Source organism: Clostridium sp. (assembly GCF_050717535.1).
Lineage (GTDB): Bacteria > Bacillota > Clostridia > Clostridiales > Clostridiaceae > Clostridium_AD.
The window spans coordinates 16,843-41,982 of the sequence record NZ_JBOITM010000084.1 but is presented as its reverse complement, the minus strand read 5'-3'; the positions used below and the strand labels follow the sequence as shown (position 1 = coordinate 41,982).

26 protein-coding genes are annotated in these 25,140 nt (G+C 31.8%); 4 read left to right on the top strand and 22 right to left on the bottom strand.

All coding sequences use genetic code 11. The features are described from left to right. Window positions 1-382: 382 nt before the first annotated feature. Window positions 383-1,246, bottom strand: a complete 864-nt coding sequence (locus tag ACREVU_RS17935; protein ID WP_431552964.1) for a methionyl aminopeptidase — start codon at window positions 1,244-1,246, stop codon at window positions 383-385. A gap of 270 nt (window positions 1,247-1,516) precedes the next feature. Then, a complete protein-coding gene (locus ACREVU_RS17930; protein ID WP_431552963.1) occupies window positions 1,517-2,821 on the bottom strand; it encodes a CapA family protein in 1,305 nt (434 codons plus the stop codon). Window positions 2,822-3,087: 266 nt separating this feature from the next. Between ACREVU_RS17930 and ACREVU_RS17925 the strand changes: the two genes are divergently transcribed. Next, on the top strand, window positions 3,088-4,206 hold the full coding sequence (locus ACREVU_RS17925; RefSeq protein WP_431552962.1) for an HD-GYP domain-containing protein: 1,119 nt from the start codon (window positions 3,088-3,090) through the stop codon (window positions 4,204-4,206). Window positions 4,207-4,330: 124 nt separating this feature from the next. Here the strand turns inward: ACREVU_RS17925 and ACREVU_RS17920 are convergent, their stop codons facing one another. The 6 genes from ACREVU_RS17920 to ACREVU_RS17895 all read right to left on the bottom strand — a co-directional run bounded on the left by ACREVU_RS17920 (window position 4,331) and on the right by ACREVU_RS17895 (window position 9,826). Further along, a complete protein-coding gene (locus ACREVU_RS17920; RefSeq protein WP_431552961.1) occupies window positions 4,331-4,588 on the bottom strand; it encodes a hypothetical protein in 258 nt (85 codons plus the stop codon). A 236-nt stretch (window positions 4,589-4,824) separates the two neighbouring features. After that, window positions 4,825-5,520: a response regulator transcription factor gene (locus ACREVU_RS17915; RefSeq protein WP_431552960.1), complete on the bottom strand. Its 696-nt coding sequence runs from the start codon at window positions 5,518-5,520 to the stop codon at window positions 4,825-4,827. A 9-nt stretch (window positions 5,521-5,529) separates the two neighbouring features. Next, window positions 5,530-6,972 carry a sensor histidine kinase gene (locus tag ACREVU_RS17910; protein ID WP_431552959.1) on the bottom strand — a complete coding sequence of 481 codons (1,443 nt, stop codon included), beginning with the start codon at window positions 6,970-6,972 and terminating at the stop codon, window positions 5,530-5,532. Window positions 6,973-7,015: 43 nt separating this feature from the next. Further along, on the bottom strand, window positions 7,016-7,768 hold the full coding sequence (locus tag ACREVU_RS17905) for an ABC transporter permease (RefSeq protein ID WP_431552958.1): 753 nt from the start codon (window positions 7,766-7,768) through the stop codon (window positions 7,016-7,018). Then, window positions 7,755-8,480, bottom strand: a complete 726-nt coding sequence (locus ACREVU_RS17900) for an ABC transporter ATP-binding protein (protein WP_431552957.1) — start codon at window positions 8,478-8,480, stop codon at window positions 7,755-7,757. Before ACREVU_RS17900 ends, ACREVU_RS17905 begins: the two co-directional genes overlap by 14 nt. Window positions 8,481-8,578: 98 nt before the next feature. Further along, window positions 8,579-9,826, bottom strand: a complete 1,248-nt coding sequence (locus tag ACREVU_RS17895; protein WP_431552956.1) for a hypothetical protein — start codon at window positions 9,824-9,826, stop codon at window positions 8,579-8,581. Between the two features lie 290 nt (window positions 9,827-10,116). Between ACREVU_RS17895 and ACREVU_RS17890 the strand changes: the two genes are divergently transcribed. Then, window positions 10,117-10,500: a BlaI/MecI/CopY family transcriptional regulator gene (locus ACREVU_RS17890; protein WP_431552990.1), complete on the top strand. Its 384-nt coding sequence runs from the start codon at window positions 10,117-10,119 to the stop codon at window positions 10,498-10,500. 5 nt (window positions 10,501-10,505) lie between these two features. Then, on the top strand, window positions 10,506-12,266 hold the full coding sequence (locus ACREVU_RS17885) for a M56 family metallopeptidase (RefSeq protein ID WP_431552955.1): 1,761 nt from the start codon (window positions 10,506-10,508) through the stop codon (window positions 12,264-12,266). A gap of 159 nt (window positions 12,267-12,425) precedes the next feature. Here the strand turns inward: ACREVU_RS17885 and proC are convergent, their stop codons facing one another. Further along, entirely contained in the window at window positions 12,426-13,235 is an 810-nt protein-coding gene (gene proC / locus ACREVU_RS17880) for a pyrroline-5-carboxylate reductase (RefSeq protein ID WP_431552954.1), read from the bottom strand. A 233-nt stretch (window positions 13,236-13,468) separates the two neighbouring features. Between proC and ACREVU_RS17875 the strand changes: the two genes are divergently transcribed. Then, the gene (locus ACREVU_RS17875; protein ID WP_216161130.1) at window positions 13,469-13,615 is read left to right on the top strand and encodes a small, acid-soluble spore protein, alpha/beta type; all 147 of its coding nucleotides are present in this window, start codon (window positions 13,469-13,471) and stop codon (window positions 13,613-13,615) included. Between the two features lie 89 nt (window positions 13,616-13,704). On the opposite strand, the gene ACREVU_RS17870 is transcribed toward ACREVU_RS17875, so the two are convergent. The 13 genes from ACREVU_RS17870 to ACREVU_RS17810 form a co-directional block, all read right to left on the bottom strand. Further along, on the bottom strand, window positions 13,705-14,586 hold the full coding sequence (locus ACREVU_RS17870) for a DegV family protein (protein WP_431552953.1): 882 nt from the start codon (window positions 14,584-14,586) through the stop codon (window positions 13,705-13,707). 155 nt (window positions 14,587-14,741) lie between these two features. Beyond that, window positions 14,742-15,692 carry an acetyl-CoA carboxylase carboxyltransferase subunit alpha gene (locus ACREVU_RS17865; RefSeq protein ID WP_431552952.1) on the bottom strand — a complete coding sequence of 317 codons (951 nt, stop codon included), beginning with the start codon at window positions 15,690-15,692 and terminating at the stop codon, window positions 14,742-14,744. A 30-nt stretch (window positions 15,693-15,722) separates the two neighbouring features. Then, window positions 15,723-16,583, bottom strand: a complete 861-nt coding sequence (gene accD, locus ACREVU_RS17860) for an acetyl-CoA carboxylase, carboxyltransferase subunit beta (RefSeq protein WP_431552951.1) — start codon at window positions 16,581-16,583, stop codon at window positions 15,723-15,725. Between the two features lie 64 nt (window positions 16,584-16,647). After that, window positions 16,648-17,994: an acetyl-CoA carboxylase biotin carboxylase subunit gene (locus ACREVU_RS17855; protein ID WP_431552950.1), complete on the bottom strand. Its 1,347-nt coding sequence runs from the start codon at window positions 17,992-17,994 to the stop codon at window positions 16,648-16,650. Between the two features lie 29 nt (window positions 17,995-18,023). Continuing rightward, window positions 18,024-18,473: a 3-hydroxyacyl-ACP dehydratase FabZ gene (gene fabZ / locus ACREVU_RS17850; RefSeq protein WP_431552949.1), complete on the bottom strand. Its 450-nt coding sequence runs from the start codon at window positions 18,471-18,473 to the stop codon at window positions 18,024-18,026. Between the two features lie 69 nt (window positions 18,474-18,542). Continuing rightward, a complete protein-coding gene (gene accB / locus ACREVU_RS17845) occupies window positions 18,543-19,061 on the bottom strand; it encodes an acetyl-CoA carboxylase biotin carboxyl carrier protein (RefSeq protein ID WP_431552948.1) in 519 nt (172 codons plus the stop codon). Window positions 19,062-19,063: 2 nt separating this feature from the next. Further along, entirely contained in the window at window positions 19,064-20,305 is a 1,242-nt protein-coding gene (gene fabF / locus ACREVU_RS17840; RefSeq protein WP_431552947.1) for a beta-ketoacyl-ACP synthase II, read from the bottom strand. A 52-nt stretch (window positions 20,306-20,357) separates the two neighbouring features. After that, on the bottom strand, window positions 20,358-21,101 hold the full coding sequence (gene fabG, locus ACREVU_RS17835; RefSeq protein WP_431552946.1) for a 3-oxoacyl-[acyl-carrier-protein] reductase: 744 nt from the start codon (window positions 21,099-21,101) through the stop codon (window positions 20,358-20,360). 101 nt (window positions 21,102-21,202) lie between these two features. After that, entirely contained in the window at window positions 21,203-22,159 is a 957-nt protein-coding gene (gene fabD / locus ACREVU_RS17830; RefSeq protein WP_431552945.1) for an ACP S-malonyltransferase, read from the bottom strand. Between the two features lie 47 nt (window positions 22,160-22,206). Then, the gene (gene fabK, locus ACREVU_RS17825; protein WP_431552944.1) at window positions 22,207-23,139 is read right to left on the bottom strand and encodes an enoyl-[acyl-carrier-protein] reductase FabK; all 933 of its coding nucleotides are present in this window, start codon (window positions 23,137-23,139) and stop codon (window positions 22,207-22,209) included. A 176-nt stretch (window positions 23,140-23,315) separates the two neighbouring features. Beyond that, window positions 23,316-23,546 carry an acyl carrier protein gene (acpP, locus tag ACREVU_RS17820; RefSeq protein WP_216161095.1) on the bottom strand — a complete coding sequence of 77 codons (231 nt, stop codon included), beginning with the start codon at window positions 23,544-23,546 and terminating at the stop codon, window positions 23,316-23,318. A gap of 20 nt (window positions 23,547-23,566) precedes the next feature. Then, window positions 23,567-24,550: a beta-ketoacyl-ACP synthase III gene (locus tag ACREVU_RS17815; RefSeq protein ID WP_431552943.1), complete on the bottom strand. Its 984-nt coding sequence runs from the start codon at window positions 24,548-24,550 to the stop codon at window positions 23,567-23,569. A gap of 18 nt (window positions 24,551-24,568) precedes the next feature. Continuing rightward, window positions 24,569-25,021: a MarR family winged helix-turn-helix transcriptional regulator gene (locus tag ACREVU_RS17810; protein ID WP_431552942.1), complete on the bottom strand. Its 453-nt coding sequence runs from the start codon at window positions 25,019-25,021 to the stop codon at window positions 24,569-24,571. Between the last annotated feature and the right edge of the window lie 119 nt (window positions 25,022-25,140).

Genomic DNA, 25,140 nt, shown 5'->3' with positions numbered 1-25,140 from the left:
AAAATTTGTACTTATCTATCATTATACCAAAGTAATATATGCTTTATCTTTTTTTATTATATAACGTCAAATATCAATACTAAAACAACATTTACAATGATATTGTTACATGAATAAAAAAAATATTAAAGAGACAATAGTAAGAATTATAAATATACTAGGTGGCCATCATCAGATTATTGGGAAGTTCAAGCCTTTAAAATGCGGTGAATGCAAAATACACTTTGCTTATTATAAAATTTGGAAAAAAGAACCTATACCCATAGATGAAATTACCTACTTTATAAAAGTAGAATAGTTTTTTTATATAAAAAATTCAGCTCTCATAAATATACTAAAAACACCCCCACTAATGGAGGTGTTTTTAGTATATAATACTGAGTTATGTTAGTATTTCATACCCGGTTTCAGTAACAAGTATGGTATGTTCCCATTGAGATGATAATGATCCATCTGTTGTAACTGCTGTCCAATCATCTTCAAGTACATCAGTTTCTGGACTTCCAATATTGATCATGGGCTCAATGGTAAAGGTCATATTAGGTAATATTATCATACCTTCTCTCCTTTTGCCTATATGAGCTACAAAAGGGTCTTCATGAAACTCAACCCCAACTCCATGGCCGCCATAATCATATACCACAGAATATCCAAGGCTCTCTGCATGCTCTTGGATAGCATTCCCTATATCTCCAAGAGTATTGTAAGGTTTTACCTGCTGCATGCCGAGTTCTAGGCATTCCTTTGATACACGGACTAAATCTATTGCTTCTTTAGAAGCTTCTCCTATTATAAACATTCTACTGGCATCCCCATAATAGCCATCTAGTATGCAAGTCACATCTACATTAACTATATCGCCGTCTTTTAAAACCGTGTCATCAGGTATACCATGGCATATTACATTATTTATTGACGTACATACACTCTTAGGAAAACCACCATAGCCTAGTGGTGCTGGATATGCATTATGCTCAACAGTATACTCATGCACCCAAGTATTTATTTCATTAGTAGTTACTCCAACTTTTATTCTCTCAGAAACCATGTCAATTACATCATGCGTTAGTTTACAACTTTTTCTAATACCATCTATTTGTTCCTCTGTTTTCATGATGTCCCTCGGTATTTTATAACCTACTTTTTTCTCTATATTACTTATAAATATATCCTGATCCATGTGACATTTTTTATATTTTTTACCACTGCCACACCAACAGATATCATTTCGTGTTAAAATAGTCATTATATTTCCTCCCAATTAGAATTATTCAAATATCAATGTTAACTACATTTATTTTTATATCCTAAGACATATGTTTATTTCTAAGCAAGCACAAATTTCAATGTTACATGCTATATTGATATTCTCACTTTTAATTATAGTTTATAATTGCAAGTATTCAACCTTATTATGCATATTTTTTTGTAAATCACCTTAATATAATGTATAAAATAATCAAATAAATAATTCCACCTATGCAATTAACTTAACATCTAATCATAATATGATGATTTAATTCATAACTGCTTTTACACCTGCCTCTATTATTTCATTACTGCCCCCCATTAGCATTCGGGTACTCTTCTCAGAATTTTCAGCTCTCCATACCGACCCACTCTCATTAAGATTATATTTCCCTTTGCTTGCTAATGCATCAGTTAACGGTAAAACTTCATAAACAAACTTATTATTATCAGTATATCTATGCACCCAAGTAGGTATATACGACACCTCACTTATTGTAATATCATTAGATAACTTACTCTTCTTAATTTCTATATTTACAATAACCCCATCCTCCGTGTATCTATTATTAGTTCTCTCATATTGCTGATTGGAAATAAAATTCCCCATTGAGTAAACCACCAAAGATCTTTTACCTGTTTTTTCTGAGGTTATAAATTCCATAGGTTGAACAACATGTGGATGACTTCCTAAAATAACATCTACCCCATAATCACATAGTGACCTTGCAATACTCTTTTGATGCACATTGGGCACTCTCTCATATTCATTACCCCAATGAATAAAGAAGATAATTGCTTGTGCGCCTTGACTTTTCATTTCATCAATTTGTGTTTTTATTTTATTTAAATCCTCATCAATATGTTCATAACTAAACGTATTTAATAAATTTACAACGTCACTAGGTATTTCTATTGCGTTTAGTGTCTTCCTTTCTCCCTTTCTTGGTGTTTCATAACTATAGCTTATAAATCCCATTTTTATGCCTTTAACCTCTTGTATTAGGTAAGGCTTTTTATCTACACTTTCCCTTGCTCCAATTTCTTTAATATTTCTCTTTTGAAGTTCTGACATAGTGCTAAAAACCCCCGCACTACCCCTATCTATAGTATGATTATTAACTATAGATAAAATATCAAAGCCACTGTCTACCATTGCATCTGCTATGCTACTTGGAGAATTAAAACTAGGATATCCTGTATACTTCTGGTTTTCTCCAGCTAAAGTGGTTTCTAAATTTGCTAAAGCAATATCGCCTGAAATTATATGTGATTTTACATATTTAAAATTATTGTAGAAATTATACTCTCCTGTAGCCTCATCTAATTGTGCTTTTAACTGATCCTCATGAATTATTATATCGCCTACCGCTACAATGTTTGCAACATCATATTCTAGATTTTTATTTACAGTTAAATTCTCTTTAACCTCTAGATCTTTAATCTCTTGCTTTTTAATACCCTCATTTTTGCTTATTTGATAATTATCACCTTGGATATTGATAATTAATGTACTGATAATGGAGGCTATAAAGATGCATATGATTATTAGTATTTGATTTGATTTTTTCATAATATATCACCACTTTACAAATTAATTAAATGAAAATTAGTTATAATTAACATTATACCATTTTGTAGCATAATTGTATAATATTTGTAAATATATTTATTTCATATTTCGAACAGTATTGTATATATTTTTACTAAAAAATACATATTTTGTTTTAAAATATATTATATGTATGTTCTTTGTAATTAATAGTGTGATTTTAAATATAAATGGTGTAAAATATATTGAAATGACTTAATTTTTTATGCTAAGGGTGTGATATATTTATGCGACTTGTACCAATCGAATTTGCAAAACCAGGAAATTATTTGGCCAAAACTATATTTGATAACGATGGACGGGTTTTATTAAGAGAAGGTGTTATATTAACGGAAACTTTCTTAGTAAAAATTAAACGGTTACAGATTTATTCTGTATATATTAATGATGAATATAGCGAAATTATAATTGAGGATATTATAAAGCCTGAACTCCGTCAAAATGCTATAAAAGCTATAAAAGAAACCTTCTATAGTTTTGAAAAATATGATTTATATTCAAATAATATAAATTTCAACGAAAAAAAATTTGCGAAAGAAAAACATGCCTATTTTGAATCTATAGGAAGTATTGCTAGAGATATAATTGACGAAATTATAAGCAAGAAAAACGTAATGATTAATTTAGTAGACATTAAAAGCATGGATAATTATACCTACCAACATAGTGTAAACGTAGCTGTAATATCTCTAGTGTTGGGTGTTCAATTACAGCTAAATCAAAATGACCTTTATACTTTATGTATGGGCGCATTAATACATGATATAGGTAAAGTTCTTATTCCAGTAGATATAGTACTAAAGCCTGGTCCCTTAACTGATGAAGAATTTGAAACTATAAAAGAACATACTACAAAAGGCTATGATTATTTAAAAGGATGCTTAGATATATCTGCACCCTCTAGAATCGTGGCACTTCAGCATCATGAAAAAATGAATGGATCCGGATATCCAGATAATATAAAGGATAAATCTATAAACAGATTTGCGAGAATTGTTGCTATTGCAGATGTATATGATGCACTTACTTCGGACAGGCCTTATCGAAAAGCCATGAATCCTAATGATGCTGTAGAATACATACTTTCCCATGGTGATACTCAATTTGATTATGAAATGGTTAAAGCATTTTCAAAGGCAGTTGTTCCTTACCCACCTGGAACACTAGTAAGACTAAGCACTGGTGATATAGGTGTGGTAACAGCTATATTCCCTAATTTTGCTTTAAGACCTCAAGTTAAAATCATAAAGAAGGGAACCAATGTCAATGCACAAGAGATTGGTGAAACTGTTTCATTGATAAAACAGTTAGATATTGTAATCGAAAATATTGAATTTGTAATTTAATATTTGTATGTAATATTTGTATTTAATATTTGTATGTAATATTATAGAGGATATTCTGAAATATCATAATATCCTCTATAATATTAAAAATCATTAATTAATTTGCTTTCCTATATATTACTGATTATATAATCCTTTTAAGATACTCATATTTATTAGTACCTGCATTAGCTACCAAGTTATTATTAGCTATTTCAGTAGCTTCTTCCATATTTTTCGCCTTAAACGTTATAGTTCCACCATTTCTATTGTACCTTCCCCCACAAATTAAATACTTAGAAGAATGATTAACCTTATTAGTACTAGCAGTATACGTTATTGCTAAACTATCACTACCCTCTTGCGAATAATTTATCTTAACCCATAAATCCTTTGTTTCCATATTGTTTTACCCCCAGTTAAATAATCCACTAAAGTGGTGCTTTAAAAATACAGCTTCTCTGTAAATTCATGCTGTTATAAAATACAATATATATATATATTTAAAATACTTTACAGGTATTTTTACTTTTAAAACTATATTCATATTATAGCGAACGTTTGTTCGCAAGTCAATAGATTTTATAAATTTTTAATAATAGTGAATAAAAATTAATAGGCACAGGTTTAAAGTATGTTTTATACCCTAAGCCTGTACCCAGTTCCCCAAACAGTTTCAATATATTGAGGAACAGACGTAGATACCTCAATTTTCTCTCTAACTCTACCAATATGTACTGTAACAGTTGCAGTATCTCCTATAGCATCAAATCCCCAGATTCTTTCAAATAATTCCTCTTTGCTAAATACTCTATTAGGGTTTTCGGCCAGATACAGCAATAGTTCAAATTCCTTTTGTGCTAGATTTATTTCAATGCCGTTCATAAATACTTGTCTGCAGTCTTTCCTTATTTCTAGGCCTCTTATTATAACTGTACTATTAGGGGCTTCACTCTTAAATTTGTTTTTTATTCTTTCATAATTCCGAAGATGCGACTTAACTCTAGCAACTAATTCGCTGGGGTTAAATGGCTTTGTAATATAGTCATCCGCACCAAGACTAAGCCCCTTTATTTTATCAATATCTTCTTTTTTTGCAGAAACCATCAAAACCGGAATATCCTTTTCCTCTTGGAGACTACGTAGAATAGTATATCCATCAATTTTAGGAAGCATAACATCAAGAATTAACAAATCAAATTTGTTTGTTTTTAATGCATTTAACCCATCCACACCATTGTTACAGATTTTAACTTCAAATCCCTCAATCTCTAAATAGTCTTTTTCAAGTTCAGCAATGCTTTCATCATCTTCGACTATTAAAATTCTCTTCATATTAATCCTCTACCCTTCTGATATTTTTCCAAATGACATCAAAATACTTGTACCCTTGCTTTCATGGCTTATAGCCCATATTTTCCCTTTGTGTCCCTCCACAATTTGTTTTGCAATGGCAAGTCCAAGTCCACTTCCATTCGCTTCACTCCTTGCAGTATCTGCTCTATAAAACCTGTCAAAAATTTTATTTGCATCATTCTTATCAATGCCAGAACCGTTATCTCTTATCTCAATAATAATACTAGAATTAGTTTCCCTAAGTAGTATAGTAATTTCACCTTTCTCTTTATCCATATATTTACGAGCATTATCAATAATGTTTAGTATAACCCTCATCAGTCTTTCTCTATCAATCTTAACGTATATTGATCCTTTTAAGTCATTTATCAAAGAAATCTTTATATTATATTTTTCAAGTTCAATTGTACTTTCATGAATACAGTAATTAAAGTAATCTATAATATCTGTTTTTTCAAAGTTAAAGGGAAGCTGACTTAAATCTAATTTTGAATATAAAAGTAAATCATTAATCATAACATCCATACCCTCAGCTTTAGAATAAACAGTCTTTAAATATCGTTCTGCTTTTTCAGGAGTATTTGCCACTCCATCCAAAATACCTTTAACATAACCTTTTATTGAAGTTAAAGGAGTTTTAAGATCATGGGATATACTAGAAACTAACATCTTCCTATTATCATCATACTTTTTTTTCAAACTAACAGCATCCTTAAGTTGTATTCTCATCTTTTCAAAATCAGCGCATAACTCCACAATTTCTTGGTCTCCAGCTTCAATTATTTCCAGACTTAAATCCCCTTTACTAATATCTCCAACCGCTGTCTTTAAAAGTGATAAGGGTTTTATTATTCTTTTTGAAAGCAGATAAGACATAAATATGTTGACCCCTATAAAAGTAACAAGGAATACACCAATGATAAATATAATAAATATTTCAAGGATACCTGCATACTCAAAAGTTGGTGCCAATAATATGGCACTACCTAACGCCTCATCCTTGAACCTAATTGGTGCTACTTCAACTCTGTAATCAACAGCATCAATTTCAACTACTTTTCTTTGTGATTTAACTTTAGATTCTAATAAACATTTTTCTATATCTATTTTATTTACATCCTTAGATGTGAAAATAGCAGTATTGTTTTTAAGAATTATGAGCTCTCCATCGATATTGGACAGCTTTTGGTACAAATACTTCTGATAGACTGGATCTTCCATATCCTCAGAATTTTGTTTCCATATAGCACTTTTAGTATTAGACAGTTCCGTTTTTATAAACATAAATTTTTTAAAATTATCATAACTTACATCCTTATTAAAAACTCTTGAGGAAACAAAAACAAATAAGAATGCTGCTATAATAGTAATGAAAAAAGGAATTACTATAGTTATAGTATTAGAAAGAATTAACCGTTTTTTTATATTCATTTTTCCACCTCAAAAATCCACTGAGTTCACTTAAAAGCGACTTCTAAAATTCTTTTTTATCAAATAAATAATATCCTGCTGTAAAAAATATTATACCATAACTGAGCATCATCATAAACTGAAGAAAAATTTTAAAAGTTGGAATAGTTTCCATAATAAATAGTGTATACCAACTCATCATAGATGTAATAAACACCCCCGAAAATCTATAGAAAATTATCCCTAATCCTTTAAAAGCGACGAAAACAAAAATTGACAGAAAAAATACACCTATACCACTTCTAATTATGTTTGCAAAAAATGCAATAATTATTGATAAAATCACCATAGGTAGCAGTGTAACAATATAAGAAATCAGGATTTTAATAACACTACTAAATGTGAAGGAATTTGAATTAAAAAAGCACCCAGCGAGTATTGAAAAAATCATTAAAAATAAAAGGTTTGCAAGGATGAATAACATAATTGCAGTTAACTTCGCCGTATAAAATTTTAACCTTGTGATGGGCCTTGTAAGTGCAATTTTCATAGTGTTTTGTGAAAATTCTCCCGAAAAACTTTCTATTGTTACAAGTGCCGTAAATAGGGGAAGAATTGTATTAACAACTATAGATAGTACAAGTATAGGAAAATCCATACTTGAGACCCCTCGAAGTCCAAAACCAGTTCTTAATACTAGCATAGACAACTGCCCTAGTATTATGAAAATAAGTGATATAATTACTGCAACTAAAACTTTTTTCCTTTTATATAATTTTTCAATTTCATTTAATAAAGTAGCTTTAAATTCTACCATTTCTTTCTACCTCGCTAACAAAATAATTTTCTAGTGACGAATAATTATTTAATATATTTTTCATTGTGTCTACATTAAGCATTCGTCCATTATATAATACACCAATATGGGTACAAGTAAGTTCAACATCGTGGATAAGATGGCTTGAGATAAAAAATGTGGCATTTTCTTTTTCTACCAAATCTTTTATTATATTTCTCATAGATATCATACCTTCAACGTCAAGCCCATTTAGTGGTTCATCTAGAATAATTACTTCTGGCCGTGGTAAAATTGCAGCAGCTATTCCTAGTCTCTGCTTCATACCAAGCGAAAATTTTCTTGGTTTTTCATTTTTGTATTTTAACATTCCTGTCATTTCTAAAACTTCATGGATTCTCTCTTCATCAACATCTTTATAATATCTCGAAACTTGTTTTAAATTTTCATAAGCTGTTAAATAAAGATAGGATTCTGCAGTTTCTATAATACAACCTACGCTTTTCATTACTTTCTCGTATTCTTCCAAAACACTATGCCCCAGTATTTTGACATCGCCACTGTCTGGTTTTATAAGTCCAGTCATTATTTTCATAGCAGTAGTTTTACCAGCACCATTAGGTCCTAAAAACCCAAAGATTTCACCTTTATGTATATCAATATTAATATCTGTTATCCCTCTTCCATTCTTATATACCTTGGAAAGGTTTTTAATTTCAATAACTTTCTCCATTTATATACCCCCAAAATTACTGCCACATTTAAATAAATAGTAAGTCAGTTTTTTACTGTATTTGACTTGCTATTTATTTTCATATGCCTTATTTATTATTAGTTAAAAACTTTACTGTATTGATCGTTAAATAACATGTTGCCACTTCTGCTTTCATTTATGTTAAAATATATTTGTGCTGAACCTTGGTCTATTGATATATTACCTTTGATGGTATCATTTGAAGAGTCTTTTGCATTAAATGCCCCATTCAACTGCTGATCCTTTTCGAATTTTACATCAAACTTAAAGTCTTTTTTATTCGTTGCGTATTCTTCGTATCCCTTCGTATATTCTTCATAATATCTTCCACTAATACTGTTGTCGTCTACTGTAGTAACATCTATGAATTTTTCGCCTATTTTTACGAATTTATTATCCTTTTCTATTAAAATATTTGTTTTATATTTTCCTATATATTTTTCTGGATTAGATAATTTGTTATAATCTTTTTCTATATTTTTTTCTACTTTTTTACCAGTAAGATTAGGTTTACTAACTTTAGTTGAGTTGACATTGGTTAATTTTCCTAATATCTCGAATGTTAATTTGTGCTCTTTGCCAATTGCATCTTTACCAGAAATCACTCCACTGCCAAGAATACTTTGAATTAATCCATCTTTAGTTGTTACCATATTTCCCTTAACTTCTTTTATAAATATATCATTTGTTATTTTAGGCATACTACTCTCATTATTAGGATTATTATTATCAAATGCCTGCTTAGACGAAAGCGATACCACCGCATTAATAAGTGCCGGTATTTGAGTTTCACTTAAAGAGCCAGATAAAGTCTTCGTTCCATCTGCATTTTCAGTAACTACAACGGCATCTTTTAAATTACCCACTATAGCATCTGCAATTTTTTCTATATCTCCTGCTCTTTCTTCTTTAAAAGGGTTTTTTGATGTTGCATTTTCATGAGGATTTATAAATTCAGTTGAATAATAAACATTTTGTTCGCTACCTTTATATATAGAACCTTTTTTATCAGAGTAATTATAACTTTCTGTCTTTTTCGAACCATCAAGTCCTGTTGTTAGAGTTTCCTTTGCTCCAGTTGATACATCAACTTTATAAAGTGCATCCTCAGAAAAAATAACATTACCATTGTCCTTTAGACTAACTGACATGTCAGCAGTATAACTTGAAAGTTTAGTGGTGCAACTTTCTGCTGTATATTTAAATGAATCTTTAAGTTGATCATATCCACTTTTGGTTAATACTTGAGCCATAGCTGTAGTTGTAAACATTATAGTACCTATAGCAAAACTTATAATTGTTGCGGTTTTCTTTTTTAATTTCATTATATAAAATCCCCTTTTGTTTTAAATTTGCTTTTGAACATGGAAGCCTTCCATAATTCTATTTTAAAGTACATGTCTCTACTTTTCATAAACAAATTATAAACAAAGTATAAACTTTATTACTATTTATGGCAAAGGATCTCTAGTTCCTTTTATAACTATAATAAATAAGAAAATAAAGCAATTTAAATTGTAGATTTAAATAAAAATGTAATAATTATTATATTGAAGAATATAGTATATAAACAATGCAAATTACAATTGTAATTGAAATGGAGGATGATATAACAATGGTTGAAATTCCTAAAATATCAAATGCTGAATGGGAAGTAATGAAAATAATATGGAATAATCCCGAAATCTCATCAATCAATATTATGCAGCATCTAAAAGATAAATCCCAGTGGAAACCAGCAACAGTTAAAAGCCTGATAAACAGATTGTTAAATAAAAATGTAATTGGATTTAATAAATTAGGTTATGAATACTTCTATTTTCCTTTGATATCAGAAGATGAATGCATAAAATTAGAAAGTGTGTCCTTTGTCAATAGGGTATTTAATGGCTCTATTAAATCTATGCTTTTAACCTTCGCCCAGTCAGAGGAAATATCCGAAACAGATATAGCAGAATTAAAAAACATACTAGAACAATCAAGTAAAACGAAAGGTTGATGTGTATGGTTATAGTAAATATATTTGATAAGATTGTACTTTCATCTTTAATTGGTGGTGTAATCGTACTAATAATATTAATTGCTAAAACAATATTTAAAAATAAATTAAGTCCAACTTTTCATTATTATATATGGTTAATCTTGCTCATAAAATTAATAATTCCTTTTGGACCACAAACCCCTTTAAATATTTCTAATCTATATGAAAATTCATATGTGCAGTCCACAATAAATGAAAGCAACCAGAAATCACAAATTAACTGTTCAGAGCAACTTATTAGTTCTAACTTAGGGGATTCAATATCAATAAGTGCTTTTGAGACTTCAAATAAAAGTTTAATTAAGCAATCTATGAATATACCTTCAAACACCAATATTAACATGAAAAAAATATTCTGTACAATATGGTTCTCTGGGATTTTGTTATTAATATGTATATTATTTGCAGGACATAAAAAGCTCAGAAAAATCATTAGAACTTCTATAAAAACTGTAACTATCGCACATAGTGAACTCCTATATGACTGCATGAAAACTATGAATATAAGAACTGAGGTAGAGCTCTCATATTCTACAAAAATAGTCAGTCCTTCCTTATGTGGACTAATTAAACCAACGATACTAATTCCATTGAGTGTAGAGGTTAATGTTTGTGATGAGGAATTTAAGTATATAGTAATGCACGAATTAACCCATTTGAAAAACAAAGACATGTTTATAAATTGGGTTATAACACTGTTGTCAATTATTTACTGGTTTAATCCAATTTTACTCTATGCCTTTCATAGAATGAGACAAGACTGTGAGTTCTCCTGTGATAGTGGAGTGATTTCACTTTTAGAGCAAGGTGGTCATCTGGAATATGGTAATGCATTAATACGAGTATTAGAGCTGGCTCGCAGCAGTAATAGACTTATTGGGACTACCCCAATGGTTATGAATAGTTCAGAATTAAAAAGGAGGATTATTATGATTTCAAAGTATAAAAAGATAAATATTAAGGGTATATTACTTGGTTCAGTAGTTGTCATAATTATAGGAAGCCTAGGAATTGCACTAAACTCTTCAAATATAAGCTCAGATAAAAATATCGGTAAAGCTACAGTATTGAAAGTGAAAACGCCAGTGGTATCTTCTAAAATTACAGTTAATAGTACACCAAATGCGTCAGCACTTACTCTAAAAAAATCATCAAAAGCTAATACAAATCCTATAGTACCATTTTCATCTGACATAGTGATTTATAATAGTCATCCTGATGAAGCTTACCCCTCTGGAATAAAAGTAACTGATGTAGGTGCTTTACTCAATGATAAGCTTATTAGTGAAGGTTTTAATAGCCATTTCATAAAAATTGACCCATCTACAGATTATAATAAATCATATCAAACTTCACGTGACTTAATAACAAAAAATGTAAAGTCATATTCAAATACTATTTTATTAGACATACATCGTGATATAACGGTAAAAAACAAATCTGATGCGGTAAAAATACATTTTGACCTTACTAAAAAGAGCCCTCACTATAAAACAAATAAGAAACTCGTAGACAACCTAATAGCCAATATTAAAACTACAAGTGGAATTAAATCAGAAATATACTTGTATACCTTTGGAATATCTTATTTTAATCAAGATTTATCTAACAATTCGGCTCTTATTGAGCTTGGAAATGATAAATCCAGTGACAGTGAAATTGAAGCCTCTGTAAATGCACTGGTTTCTGCATTAAAGATTACTCAAAAGATTTCATCTAACTAATTATAATTTACTAGGCAATGAGAAAGCAGCAGTTATTGAGTTAGGCAATAGCACTAATATTATTGAATAAGCAAAAAATAAGCAGTCTTTCAAGCGTATTTGAGGTGTAATAATTTTATTACACCTCTAAATTATTTCTTATTTTATTTTTATGAAGTATTATTTTTCCCCCATTTTAATTATTTTTTCTGTACAACTCTCCATAGCTGAAATAACTGAGCCCCTAAAATTATTTTTTTCTAAATTATATACTGCCGCTATAGTAGATCCCCCTGGTGAGCATACATTATCTTTAAGTTTTCCCGGATGCTCTCCAGTATCAAGCACCATTTTAGCTGCCCCTAGCACTGCTTGAGCTGCCATTCTATATGCTTTATCTCTTGGCATACCTTGGAGCACAGCCCCATCGCCTAATGCTTCAATAAACATATACACGTAAGCAGGAGATGAACCGCTTACCGCAGGAACTACATCAATAATATTTTCCTCTAATATTTCTATTTTACCAAAGCTTTCAAATATATCTATTACCTCTTGTAATTCTTCTTTAGTTACATTTTTATTAGCACACAACGCACTCATTCCCTCACCTACAAGCGCAGGAGTATTTGGCATAGTTCTTACTACCTTCGCAGAGGCTCCTAGTGCATCCCTCATACCATCTAGTGGTATACCTGCAGCTATTGTTACTATAATTACATCCTTCTTTAAATATAGTTTTATTCCCTCAATAACCTCAAAATACTTTTCAGGCTTTATAGCAAGTATTACTATATCAGCATACTTTGCAACTTCTACATTATCATTAGTTACTAAAATATTATATTCTTCTTTTACCTTATCTAAGTTCTTATCTGATGGATTACTTGCTATTACCTTTTCACTAGGAACTAAATTCGATTTTACTATCCCACCTATCATAGCTCGCGCCATATTTCCACAGCCTATAAATCCTATTGTTTTATTCATCTACCCACTTCCTCATAAGTAATTTTTTAAAATAATACTAATTATATCACTAAATAGTACATTAAAATAAATAATAGACCATCAAAATAATCTATTTATTAAATTATTATAAAAACATATTTTTTGCATATATTTTATAAATTTGGTTATATTATTATTGAAATGTAAAATAGAAATAGGAATAACAATTAATAATTGTTACTACCCTTAAACGATACAAGGAGGTTTATTCAATGTCACATAAAGATAACAAAAATAGCAAAGATAATAAAAAGGCTAATCCAAAAACAAAACAAGAATTATCTAAAATGAAAATGGAAACTGCCAATGAAATAGGAGTTTCTAAAGAGTCCAAGAAATTAGGAAAAGAAACAAAGTAGTTTTAAAGGGAGATGTATCGTGGGCATCTCCCTTTACTTTATTAAATAAAATTATAATTACAATATTCTTCCCCTTAATATAAGTGCGCTTATCTTTCCTTAGCTATAAAATATAATCCTAATATTTCTGGTCCCGTATGAGATCCTATTGCCGTTCCTACATAATTTAAAATGACATCTTCAACATTTCCATTTTCGCGAACCAACTCCTCCAGAGTCAATGCATCTTCAATGCAATCCCCATGGCCTATGGCAATAACTTGTTTTACATTTGGGTCTGATCTTTCTATGAATTTTTCAGCTAAGGTGTGTATTGCCTTTTTTCTTCCTCTACATTTAGAAAAAGGAATTAGTCGTCCATCATTATCCATAAACAAAACAGGTTTTATATTAAGCAAAGTACCAACTGTTGCAGCAGAACTTGAAATTCTTCCACCTCTTTTTAAATGATTTAAATCATTAACTGTAAACCAATGGTTAATTCTAAGCTTGTTTTCCTCTAGCCAGGTAACTATTTCATCTTTTGTTTTTCCTTTTTTTAACATTTCATAAGCATAATAAACTAAAAGTCCTTGCCCAAGACTTGCACATTTACTATCAACTATACTTATATTAGAATCAGGGAACTCTTCAAGTATAGTTTCTTTTGCTAAATTTGCACTATTTATAGTTCCGGATATTCCAGAAGACATAACAATATATATAATAGGCTTTCCTTCCTTCACATACTTTCTAAAAACCTCTTGATATCTTTGGCTATTTATCTGTGAAGTAGTAGGCATTTCTCCTTGCCTTAATGCATCATAAAAGTCTTTACGAATAAATTTTTTACCAAAGTCATCCTCTATTGTTTCACCTTTAAAATTGCACACTAAACCTATGGGTACTATATTTTCTTGCCCTATATAATCTAAAGGTAAATCGCATCCTGAATCTATTACTAAAATTGTGTCACTAAGTGTTTTACTCATAACTTAATTCCCCTTTACCCTTCTCATAAATATTATTCTCTACTCTATTATGTATGATTTATACATACACTTCAATACCAAAAAAAAAGAAAAGCATATATACTTTTCTTAAACACCTAGAAATCAGCCTTTTATTCAACCTTTAATCTTATTAATTATTCTACTACCTTGCCAATCTTTCTAAATTTGTAGTATCTCTTAGTAAGTAATGATTCTATAGGTTCCCATATTAATCTATTAATTGATTCCTCTAAATTACGTTTAATGCTGGCTGCCATCTCATCTACATTTGTATGCGCTCCACCTAGAGGTTCTTTTATAATTCTATCTATTATTCCAAATTCAATTAAATCTTGAGCTGTTATTTTCATTACATTGGCTGCTTCTTTTGACCTACTCGCATCTTTAAATAATATAGAAGCAAAACCCTCTGGTGATAAAATAGAATAAATCGCATGTTCTAACATCCAAACCTCATCTGCTACAGCCATTGCTAAAGCTCCACCACTTCCACCCTCTCCTATAACTATTGAGATTATTGGGGTTTTTAATGTTGACATCTCCATAAGATTTCTAGCAATTGCTTCTCCTTGGCCTCTTTCTTCTGCACCAAGTCCACAATATGCCCCTGGGGTATCCACAAGGCAAATAACAGGTCTGCTGAATTTTTCCGCCTGTTTCATAAGTCTTAAAGCTTTTCTATATCCTTCAGGACTAGGCATACCAAAGTTTCTCTTTATGTTTTCCTTAGTATTATTTCCCTTTTGTTGAGCTATAACAGTTACAGGAATACCACTTAAATATGCAATTCCACCTACAATAGCCGCATCATCTCCATAATATCTATCTCCATGTAGCTCAATAAAGGAGTCAAAGATTAGGTTTATATAATCAAGAGCAGTAGGCCGCTCTACAAGTCTTGCTATACTTACCTTATCCCAAGCAGTTAAATTTTTATAAGCTTCCTTTTGCATATTATAGAGCTTAACTTCCATTTGCCTTATTTCTTTTTCTAAATCCAAATTTTGGTCTGTTGCTAAATTTTTTAATTCATCTATTTTACTCTTAAGTTCGTACATGTGCTTTTCAAAAGGTAAAGTAACCATAAAATCTCACTCCCAACGTGTTACTATTAGCTATGAATGAATTTTTAGTATCTCCGTTAAAGTATCCTTCATAGCTTTTCTATCAACTACCTTATCTATAAAACCCTTTTCAAGCAAAAATTCTGCCCTTTGAAAGCCCTCAGGCAATTGCTGCTTTATTGTTTGTTCAATAACTCTTTTACCTGCAAAACCTATTAATGCATTAGGCTCAGCTATTATTATATCTCCAAGCATTGCAAAACTCGCTGTAACTCCTCCGGTAGTTGGATCTGTAAGAACAGTTATATAAAGGCCGCCCTTTTTATTATGCCTTGCAATCGCCGCACTAGTTTTCGCCATTTGCATTAGAGAGTATATGCCTTCCTGCATCCTAGCCCCCCCTGAAGCTGTAAATATAATAATTGGTTTTTTGGTTTCTGTAGCTTTTTCAATAGCCCTTGTAATTTTTTCCCCAACAACAGATCCCATACTTCCCATCATGAAATTACTATCCATTACTGCAATTATTGTATCCTGACCATTTATCTTTCCTTCTCCAGTTATTACAGCTTCATTTAATAATGTTCTATCTCTTAACTCTTGAAGTTTTTCTTCATATCCATCAAAATCTATTGGATTATCTGAAATCATATTCTTATCGTATTCTATAAAAGTTCCACTGTCTATGGTGTAATTTATTCTTTCTCTAGAACCAATTCTGAAATGGGTTCTACAATTTTCACAGGTCATTATACTGTTTTCTAAATCCTTACTGTAAAGTATCTTACCGCAAGTTTCACATTTAACCCACATTCCGGTGGGGATATTAGGTTTTTTTTCGCCATCTTCATCTTCTGTGTTTTTAACCTCAATATATCTACTCTTTTTAAATATACGGTTAAACTCAAACATATAACTACCCCTTTCTAAAAACACACTACACTACCTACAATGGATGCATGCATTTAGCTACTTTTTAAAGATCCTTAAATTCTTTACTTATAAAACTAGTATCAAATTTTCCTTTAATAAAGTTTTCATTATTTATTATTTTAAATTGGAAATCTATATTAGTATCAACACCTTCTATTATAAATTCCCCTAAGGCCCTTCTCATTTTACATAGCGCCTCGTTTCTATCTCTTCCATGAACAATAAGTTTCCCTATCATAGAGTCATAAGTAGGTGGAATTTTGTATCCTTGATATGCCGCACTATCAATTCTTACTCCATTTCCTCCAGGAAGATGAAGTGATTTTATTTCACCTGGACAAGGCATAAAATTTCTATTAGGATTTTCTGCATTTATCCTACATTCTATAGCATGCCCCTGAATTTTTATGTCCTCTTGTTTATATTTGAGCACTTGTCCCGAAGAAATGTTTATCTGTTCTTTAACCAAATCTACCCCAGTGATCATCTCTGTTATTGGATGCTCTACCTGTATACGAGTATTCATCTCCATAAAATAATATTTTCCATGCTTATCTAATAAAAACTCTATAGTCCCAGCATTTTTATAATTAATAGATTTAGCCGCCTTAACCGCAACCTCACCCATCTGTTTTCTAAGTTCTCGGGTCATTGCAGCTCCTGGCGCCTCTTCTATTACCTTCTGATTTCTCCTTTGAACAGAACAATCACGTTCACCAAGATGAACAATATTTCCATGCTCATCTGCAAGTATTTGAAACTCTATATGTCTTGGCTCTTCAATAAATTTTTCCATGTACATCGTGTCATCACCAAATGCAGTTTTTGATTCTGCTCTTGCGGTATTATATGCAGGTATAAGATCTTCTTCTTTTGTAACAACCCTTATCCCACGTCCGCCTCCACCTGCTGAAGCCTTTATCATTACAGGGTATCCTATTTTTTGCGCAGAACTTATTGCTTCTATTTCAGAGTCAATTGATCCATCTGACCCAGGAACTACTGGCACACCAGCTATTATCATAATTTCTCTTGCCTTTAACTTGTTACCCATATTATCAATATTCTGGGAACTTGGCCCTATATATTTTATATTACATTCCTCACACATCTGTGCAAACTTACTATTTTCAGATAAGAACCCATAACCCGGATGAATTGCCTCTGCACCTGTAAGCACTGTGGCACTTAAAATGTTTTGCATATTTAAATAACTATCCTTCGATTTAGCAGGTCCAATACAAACTGCCTCATCTGCCATTTGTGTATGAAGAGCAGTTTTATCAGCCTCAGAATATACTGCCACAGTTTGAATACCCATTTCATGACAAGCCCTAATTATTCTTACTGCTATTTCGCCTCTATTAGCAATTAATATCTTCTTAAACATATTATTTACCTTCCCTGCACTCAAAATTATTATTCAATCCCTACTGCAAACGTAATTTCAGCTTCTGCAACCTTTTCTCCATTTACTGTAGCTACTGCCTTACCAATTCCAACAGGTCCCTTCATTTTGATTATTTCTACTTCCAGTCTAAGCACATCTCCAGGAACAACTTTTTTTCTGAATCTAGCTTTATTTATTCCACCAAAGTAAGCAATTTTACCTTTATAGTCTTCCATACTTAAAAGTGCCACTGCTCCAACCTGTGCTAGAGCTTCAATAATTATGACTCCTGGTAGTATAGGCTCCGCTTTAAAATGACCTTGAAAGAAATACTCATTCATAGTAATATTCTTATAGCCTACAGCTCTTTTTCCTGGCTCTAATTCCTCTATTTTATCCACAAATAAAAATGGATATCTATGAGGGATAATCTCTTGAATTTGTTTTATATTTAAAGTAGTACCTTTTATATCTTCCATATACATTCTTCCACCTTTCTAAAAATTAAATCAATGGACAACTGATATTTTAAAATTGACTTTTAGCACCTATTTTTTACGTATTTTAAATAGTGGCTGTCCGTACTCTACCATATCTTCATTTGAAACTAATACTTCTACAACTTCTCCATCTACTTCACTTTCAATCTCATTCATAAGCTTCATAGCTTCTAAAATACAAAGAATATCTCCCTTTTTAACTACAGAACCAATTTCAACAAAGTTTTGTAATTCTGCGCTAGGTGAAGAATACACAGTCCCAACAATAGGTGATTTAACTATAAATATATTTTTATCTGGTATTATCTCGGCTACATTTTCAATAGCACTAGCTGTTTTGCTATCTAGGTTTTCTGCTATCATTGGATTGGTAGCTATATTTTTGCTAGTTATTGAATCCTCAATAACTGATTTAGCAGGCACTTCCGATGCAGGCGCTCTCTCTACCACTACCTGCTTCTCTTTTTTCTCCATCTTTATTTTAATACCTTCTGTCTCAATTTCAAATAATGTAAGCTGTGAATCACTAACGGTTTTTATTAACTCTTCAATATTTTTATAATCCATAATTATTTACCATCCCATTTTTCAAATAATATTGAAGCATTGTGACCACCAAATCCTAGTGAATTTGACATTGTATATTTAAGCTGCTGCTCTCTTCCAATGTTTGGAACGTAATCTAAATCACAATCTTCATCTGGAACACTATATCCTATAGTTGCTGGTATAAAACCTTCTTCTAAGGCTTTTATACATACTATGGCTTCTATTGCTCCTGATGCTCCAAGTAGGTGTCCAGTCATAGATTTTGTTGAACTTATAGGTATTTTATATGCAGATTCTCCAAAGGCAGATTTTATAGCTACAGTTTCAAACTTGTCATTGTATGGAGTACTTGTTCCATGTGCATTGATATATGATACTTCGCAAGGCTTAACATCTGCATCTTTAAGCGCCATTATCATTGCTCTTGCTGCACCATCGCCATCTGGTGATGGTGAAGTAATATGATAGGCATCACAAGTTGCACCATAACCCTTCATCTCAGCATATATTTTTGCATTTCTTTTTTTTGCATGCTCTAAAGATTCAAGTATAACTATACCTGCGCCCTCTCCCATAACAAAACCAGACCTTTCTTTATCAAAAGGAATAGATGCTCTTAGTGGATCTTCACTTTTAGTTAAAGCTGTTAAAGAGGTAAATCCCGCCAGTGCAAGTGGTGTTATTGACCCTTCTGCCCCTCCAGCTATTATTATGTCTGCTCTTCCATCTTGAATGAGGTGAAAAGCATCTCCTATTGCATTAGTTCCTGTGGCGCAAGCCGTAACTACACTTGAGCACATACCTTTAGCACCATACTTTATTGCAATGTTTCCAGCTGCCATATTGCCTATTATCATAGGTATTAAATATGGAGATACTCTGCTCGGCCCTTTTTCCATAAGCTTTGCATGCTCTTTCTCAATAGTTCCAATTCCACCTATTCCTGATCCAACTATTACTGCTAATTTTTCACTATCTATAGCTTGTAGGTCAAGTCCAGAATTTTTAACTGCTTCATCAGCAGCCACCATTGCATATTGACAATATTTATCCATTTTTCTAGCTTCTCTAATGCCAAGTGCAACTGTTACATCAAAGTCTTTGACCTCTGCACCCATTTTACATTTGTATTCTGAAATATCAAAAGACTTAATTATATCTATGCCACAAGTGCCTAGTTTTACATTATCCCAAAAATTAACTACATCATTTCCTATAGGAGTAACTGCTCCCATTCCTGTTATAACAACTCTATTTTTCATAAAATGAAACCTCCTTTAATATCACCTATAAGTGCTATATTAACCGTCTTTTCTACTGCATTACCATTCCGCCATCTACATTTATAACCTGACCTGTTATATACGCCGCTTCCTCTGAGGCTAAAAATGCTACTGCATTTGCTACATCTTCAGGCATGCCAAGTCTCTTTAGTGGAATAGTGCTCATTATAACATCCACTACTTTCGCAGGCAAAGCCACAGTCATGTCTGTTTGAATATATCCTGGTGCTACTGCATTACAAGTAACTCCGCGACCCCCAAATTCTCTAGCCACAGCCTTAGTCATTCCTATTACTCCTGCCTTAGCAGCGCAGTAATTTACTTGGCCAGCATTACCTGTAAGTCCAGACACTGAGGATATATTTATTATTCTCCCACTTCTTTGTTTAAGCATTATGGATGATACATGCCTTGTGCAATTAAAAGCACCCTTTAGATTAATATCTATAACACTATCAAAGTCCTCTTCCTTCATTCTCATTAAAAGCCCATCTTTTGTTATGCCAGCATTATTAACTAGAATATCTAAACTTCCGAATTCTTCAATACATTTTTTCATCATAAACTCTACATCACTATAACTACTTATATCAGCCTGAACAGCTAGTGCTTTAACTCCAAAAGCTTCTATTTCTTTAACTACTTCCTGCACCGCATCTACACTATTTCTATAATTAACAACTATATTTGCTCCAAGTTTTGCTAGCTTTATTGCTATGGCTCTTCCAATGCCTCGACTAGCTCCTGTTACTACTGCTGTTTTTCCCTTTAACATATATCCGTGCTCCTTTACATGTTTATAGTGATTTTATCTCTTCATTAGTTGTGCTTATTAAACAGTTTTGTTAATTAATGAATTTTGGAATTTAAGTAATTCTACTGTTTATGTAATTGTACTACTTTATTTAATGTGGAGACAGCTTTGTCTAAAGATGCCATATCTTCTACATTCACCACTGTAAGTTTTCTATCTATATTTTTAATAAAGCCACGTAATACCTTGCCTGGTCCTATCTCTACGAAGGTATCAACACCATCCTTTATCATATTTCTTATAATTGTTTCCCATAAAACAGAACTCATAACTTGAAGTTTTAAATTAGATTTTATATCGCCCTTACTCTTTACATAATCACCGTTTACATTTGACATTACTGGAATAGTCATTTCTTTAAGATTTATATTTTTAAGCTCAATTTCCAATTTTTCTGCTGCGGGTTTTAACATAGAAGTATGAAAAGGTGCACTTACTGGTAAAATAACTGCTTTTCTTGCACCTTTTTCTATTGCTGCTGCGCAAGCATGTTCTACCGCAACTATTTCCCCGGCAATTACTATTTGCCCTGGGCAATTTAAATTAGAGATCTCTACTATGCCAGAAGTTCTAGCCTCACTACAAATTTCTTCAACACAACCTGTCGTAAGGCCTATTATAGCTGCCATAGTTCCTATTCCTACTGGCACTGCCTCTTGCATAAATTTCCCACGCTTTTTAACAAGTTTTACAGCATCCACAAAATCCATAACTCCACTGCAAACTAGTGCTGAATACTCTCCAAGACTAAGTCCTGCAGTTACATCGCACTTTATACCATGCTGAGCTAATGCCATAAGAGCTGCTATACTAGTAGTTAAAATAGCCGGTTGAGTATTCTCCGTAATATTTAGTTCCTCTTGTGTTCCTTCGAAACAAAGTTTGCTTAATTCAAAACCCAGCTCTTTATCTGCAATCTTAAATATATTTTTACAAACCTCTATATTCTCAAATAATTCCTTACCCATTCCAATATATTGAGCTCCCTGTCCTGGAAAAATAAAAGCAATTTTACTCATAATTTTCCTCCCTTATTATCATCTATGTGAAATAATATCATTATTTTTTATCTAAGTTTTTTTATAGTTTCCTCTGCCTGAGTAAACATCTCTTCTATAATTTCTTTGCAACTTTGTTCTTTCTTTACAAGACCTGCAATTTGTCCTGCCAAAACGGATCCCATCTCGATATCGCCTTCTTTAACTGCCCTTTGTAGACATCCTCGTCCAAGTTCTTCTAAAACCTCTACTGATACATTTTCCTTTTCAAGCTTCTGAAATTGTCTTGATAACTTATTTTTTAAAACCCTAACTGGGTGGCCTGTAGGTCTTCCTGTAACCACAGAATCTATGTCCTTTGCTCCTAATACCTTTTTTTTGTAATTCTCATGAATTGTACACTCATTTGCTACTAAAAATCTTGTTCCTACTTGAACTCCCTGTACTCCAAGCATAAATGCTGCTGCCACGCCACGCCCATCCCCTATGCCACCTGCTGCAATTACTGGAATATTAACTCCATCAACAACTTGAGGAACTAGTGCCATAGTAGTAAGTTCACCTATATGTCCTCCAGATTCACAACCTTCTGCAATGACTGCATCTGCTCCAGCTCTCTCCATACGCTTAGCCAATGCTACAGAAGCTACTACTGGTATTACCTTAATCCCATGTTCTTTCCAAAGATCCATGTATTTTCCTGGATTACCTGCCCCTGTAGTTACTACCTTAACCCCTTCTTCGCATACAAGATGTGCAATTTCTTCTGCGTTATCACTTAGTAGCATTATATTCACACCAAAAGGTTTATCTGTTAACTTCTTTGCTTTTCTAATTTCATCTCTTATATAATCAGTGGGCGCATTTGCTGCTGCTATAATACCGAGGCCCCCTGCATTAGATACTGCTGATGCCAAACTACTATCTGCAACCCAAGCCATTCCACCTTGTATTATTGGATACTTTATACCTAAATCTTCAAAAAATACAGAATTAAACATTTTACCCCTCCTTTGATTCCTTAAAACCATATAGTTAGGGCTAGATAATTATAGAAAAAAAGTATATATTACCGAACTACATTTAATGTAATATATACTTTTTAACATACTGAAAAAAACTAAATTTTATTATACTTAGTAGTTCAGCTCTATAATTATCTAACCCACAATTTCTATTATTTAAGTTTTGCTTCTATATATTTAACAATTCCTTTTACATCATTAATATTTTCTATATCTTCATTTGGTATTTCAATCTCAAAAGCTTCCTCAAGTGACATTACAATTTCAAATATTTCAAGAGAATCTACTCCTAAATCATCTGCAAAATTTGCCTCCATTGTAACCTCTACCTCATCTATTCCTAATTGTTCAACTATTACCTTTTTAACTTTTTCAAATACCATTATTAATTCCTCCTAATATTTTATTTGTTAATTGTCCATTCTATTAATGAAGCTCCGTAGGTTAATCCACCACCAAAGCCTACAAGTATAATTTTATCTCCAGCTGTAAGTAAATTTGTTTTATTCATTTCGTCTAATGCTATAGCTATACTTGCTGCTGAAGTATTTCCATACTTATCTAAGTTTACAAAGAACTTGTCTTTGTCAGCTTTCAATCTTTTTACAACAAAATCTATTATTCTGAAATTTGCTTGATGGCAAACCACATATTTAATATCTTCTAAAGTATAATTATTATCATTTAAGATTTTATTTATACTTTTTACAATAGTATTTACTGCAAACTTAAAGATTTCCTTGCCATCCATACTTATTGTAGCTTTAAAATCTTCATGTCCACTTGTAAAAGTATTTTTCACATCTACAGTTGAACAAGTTAAAAAATGAGATTTTTGTCCTTCTGAAGCTGAATCCACGGAAATAATTCCTCTTACACTACCTGCTTCAAGTACTGCTGCTCCTGCACCATCCCCAAATAGTATACAAGTATTTCTATCTGTCCAATCAACAATCTTTGATAATACCTCTGCACCTATTATTAATGCGTGCTTACGGTTACCAGTTTTTAAGAATTGCATTGCTATATTAAGAGCAAATATAAAACCTGTGCATGCTGCTGATATATCAAAGGCCATAGCGTTAACAGCTCCTATATTCCCTTGAACTATGCATGCAGTAGCTGGAACAAATTGATCTGGGGATGTACTTGCAAGGATTATTAAATCTATATCTTCAGCTTTAATATTAGCATCTTTTAATGCCTCTAATGCTGCTTTTGTGGCTAAATCAGAAGTGTTCTCCCCTTGTGATATATGTCTTTGCTTGATGCCGGTTCTTGAAATTATCCATTCATCAGAAGTATCTACAATTTCTGATAACTGATTATTAGTCATTATATTTAGAGGAGCATAACTTCCTGTACCAATTATTTGTACCTCATTCATTACTTAGCGCTCCTTTCATTAACCTTCTAATTTGTATTTTTCTTTGAAGAAATTGTTTAATTTTTCAAGAGATTTTATTAATATCTCTTCTTCTTCATCATTAAGACCATCTATAGTTGCATGCACCATATTTGAATGAAATTTGTTATGTATTCTATAGGCTAGTTTTCCTTTTCTAGTAAGAGCAATCATTACTGATCTTCTATCTTCTTCGCCTCTTTTTCTATCTACATAACCCTTTTTCATAAGTTTGCTTATAGCTGTAGTAAGAGTGCCTAAAGTTATTTTAAGATCTTGGGATACTTGTGTCATAGTTCTAAATTCGTACATTCCTATAGCATCAATAGTATGAATTTCTGTTATTGATAAATCATTAAGTACCCCTTCTTTAAGAGCCTTCTGTTCTATTTGCATTATATCATTAAAGGTTTCTACTAGAAGTTCATTGACAACTCCAACACATTTGCTCATGTTTATCACCATTTCCTATACTTTGATTTTCAAATACTTTGATAATCAAAGTATATCTGTATACCAGTTATTTGTCAATATTTTTACTTTAAACATAAAAATATCACCATTTATTTAAA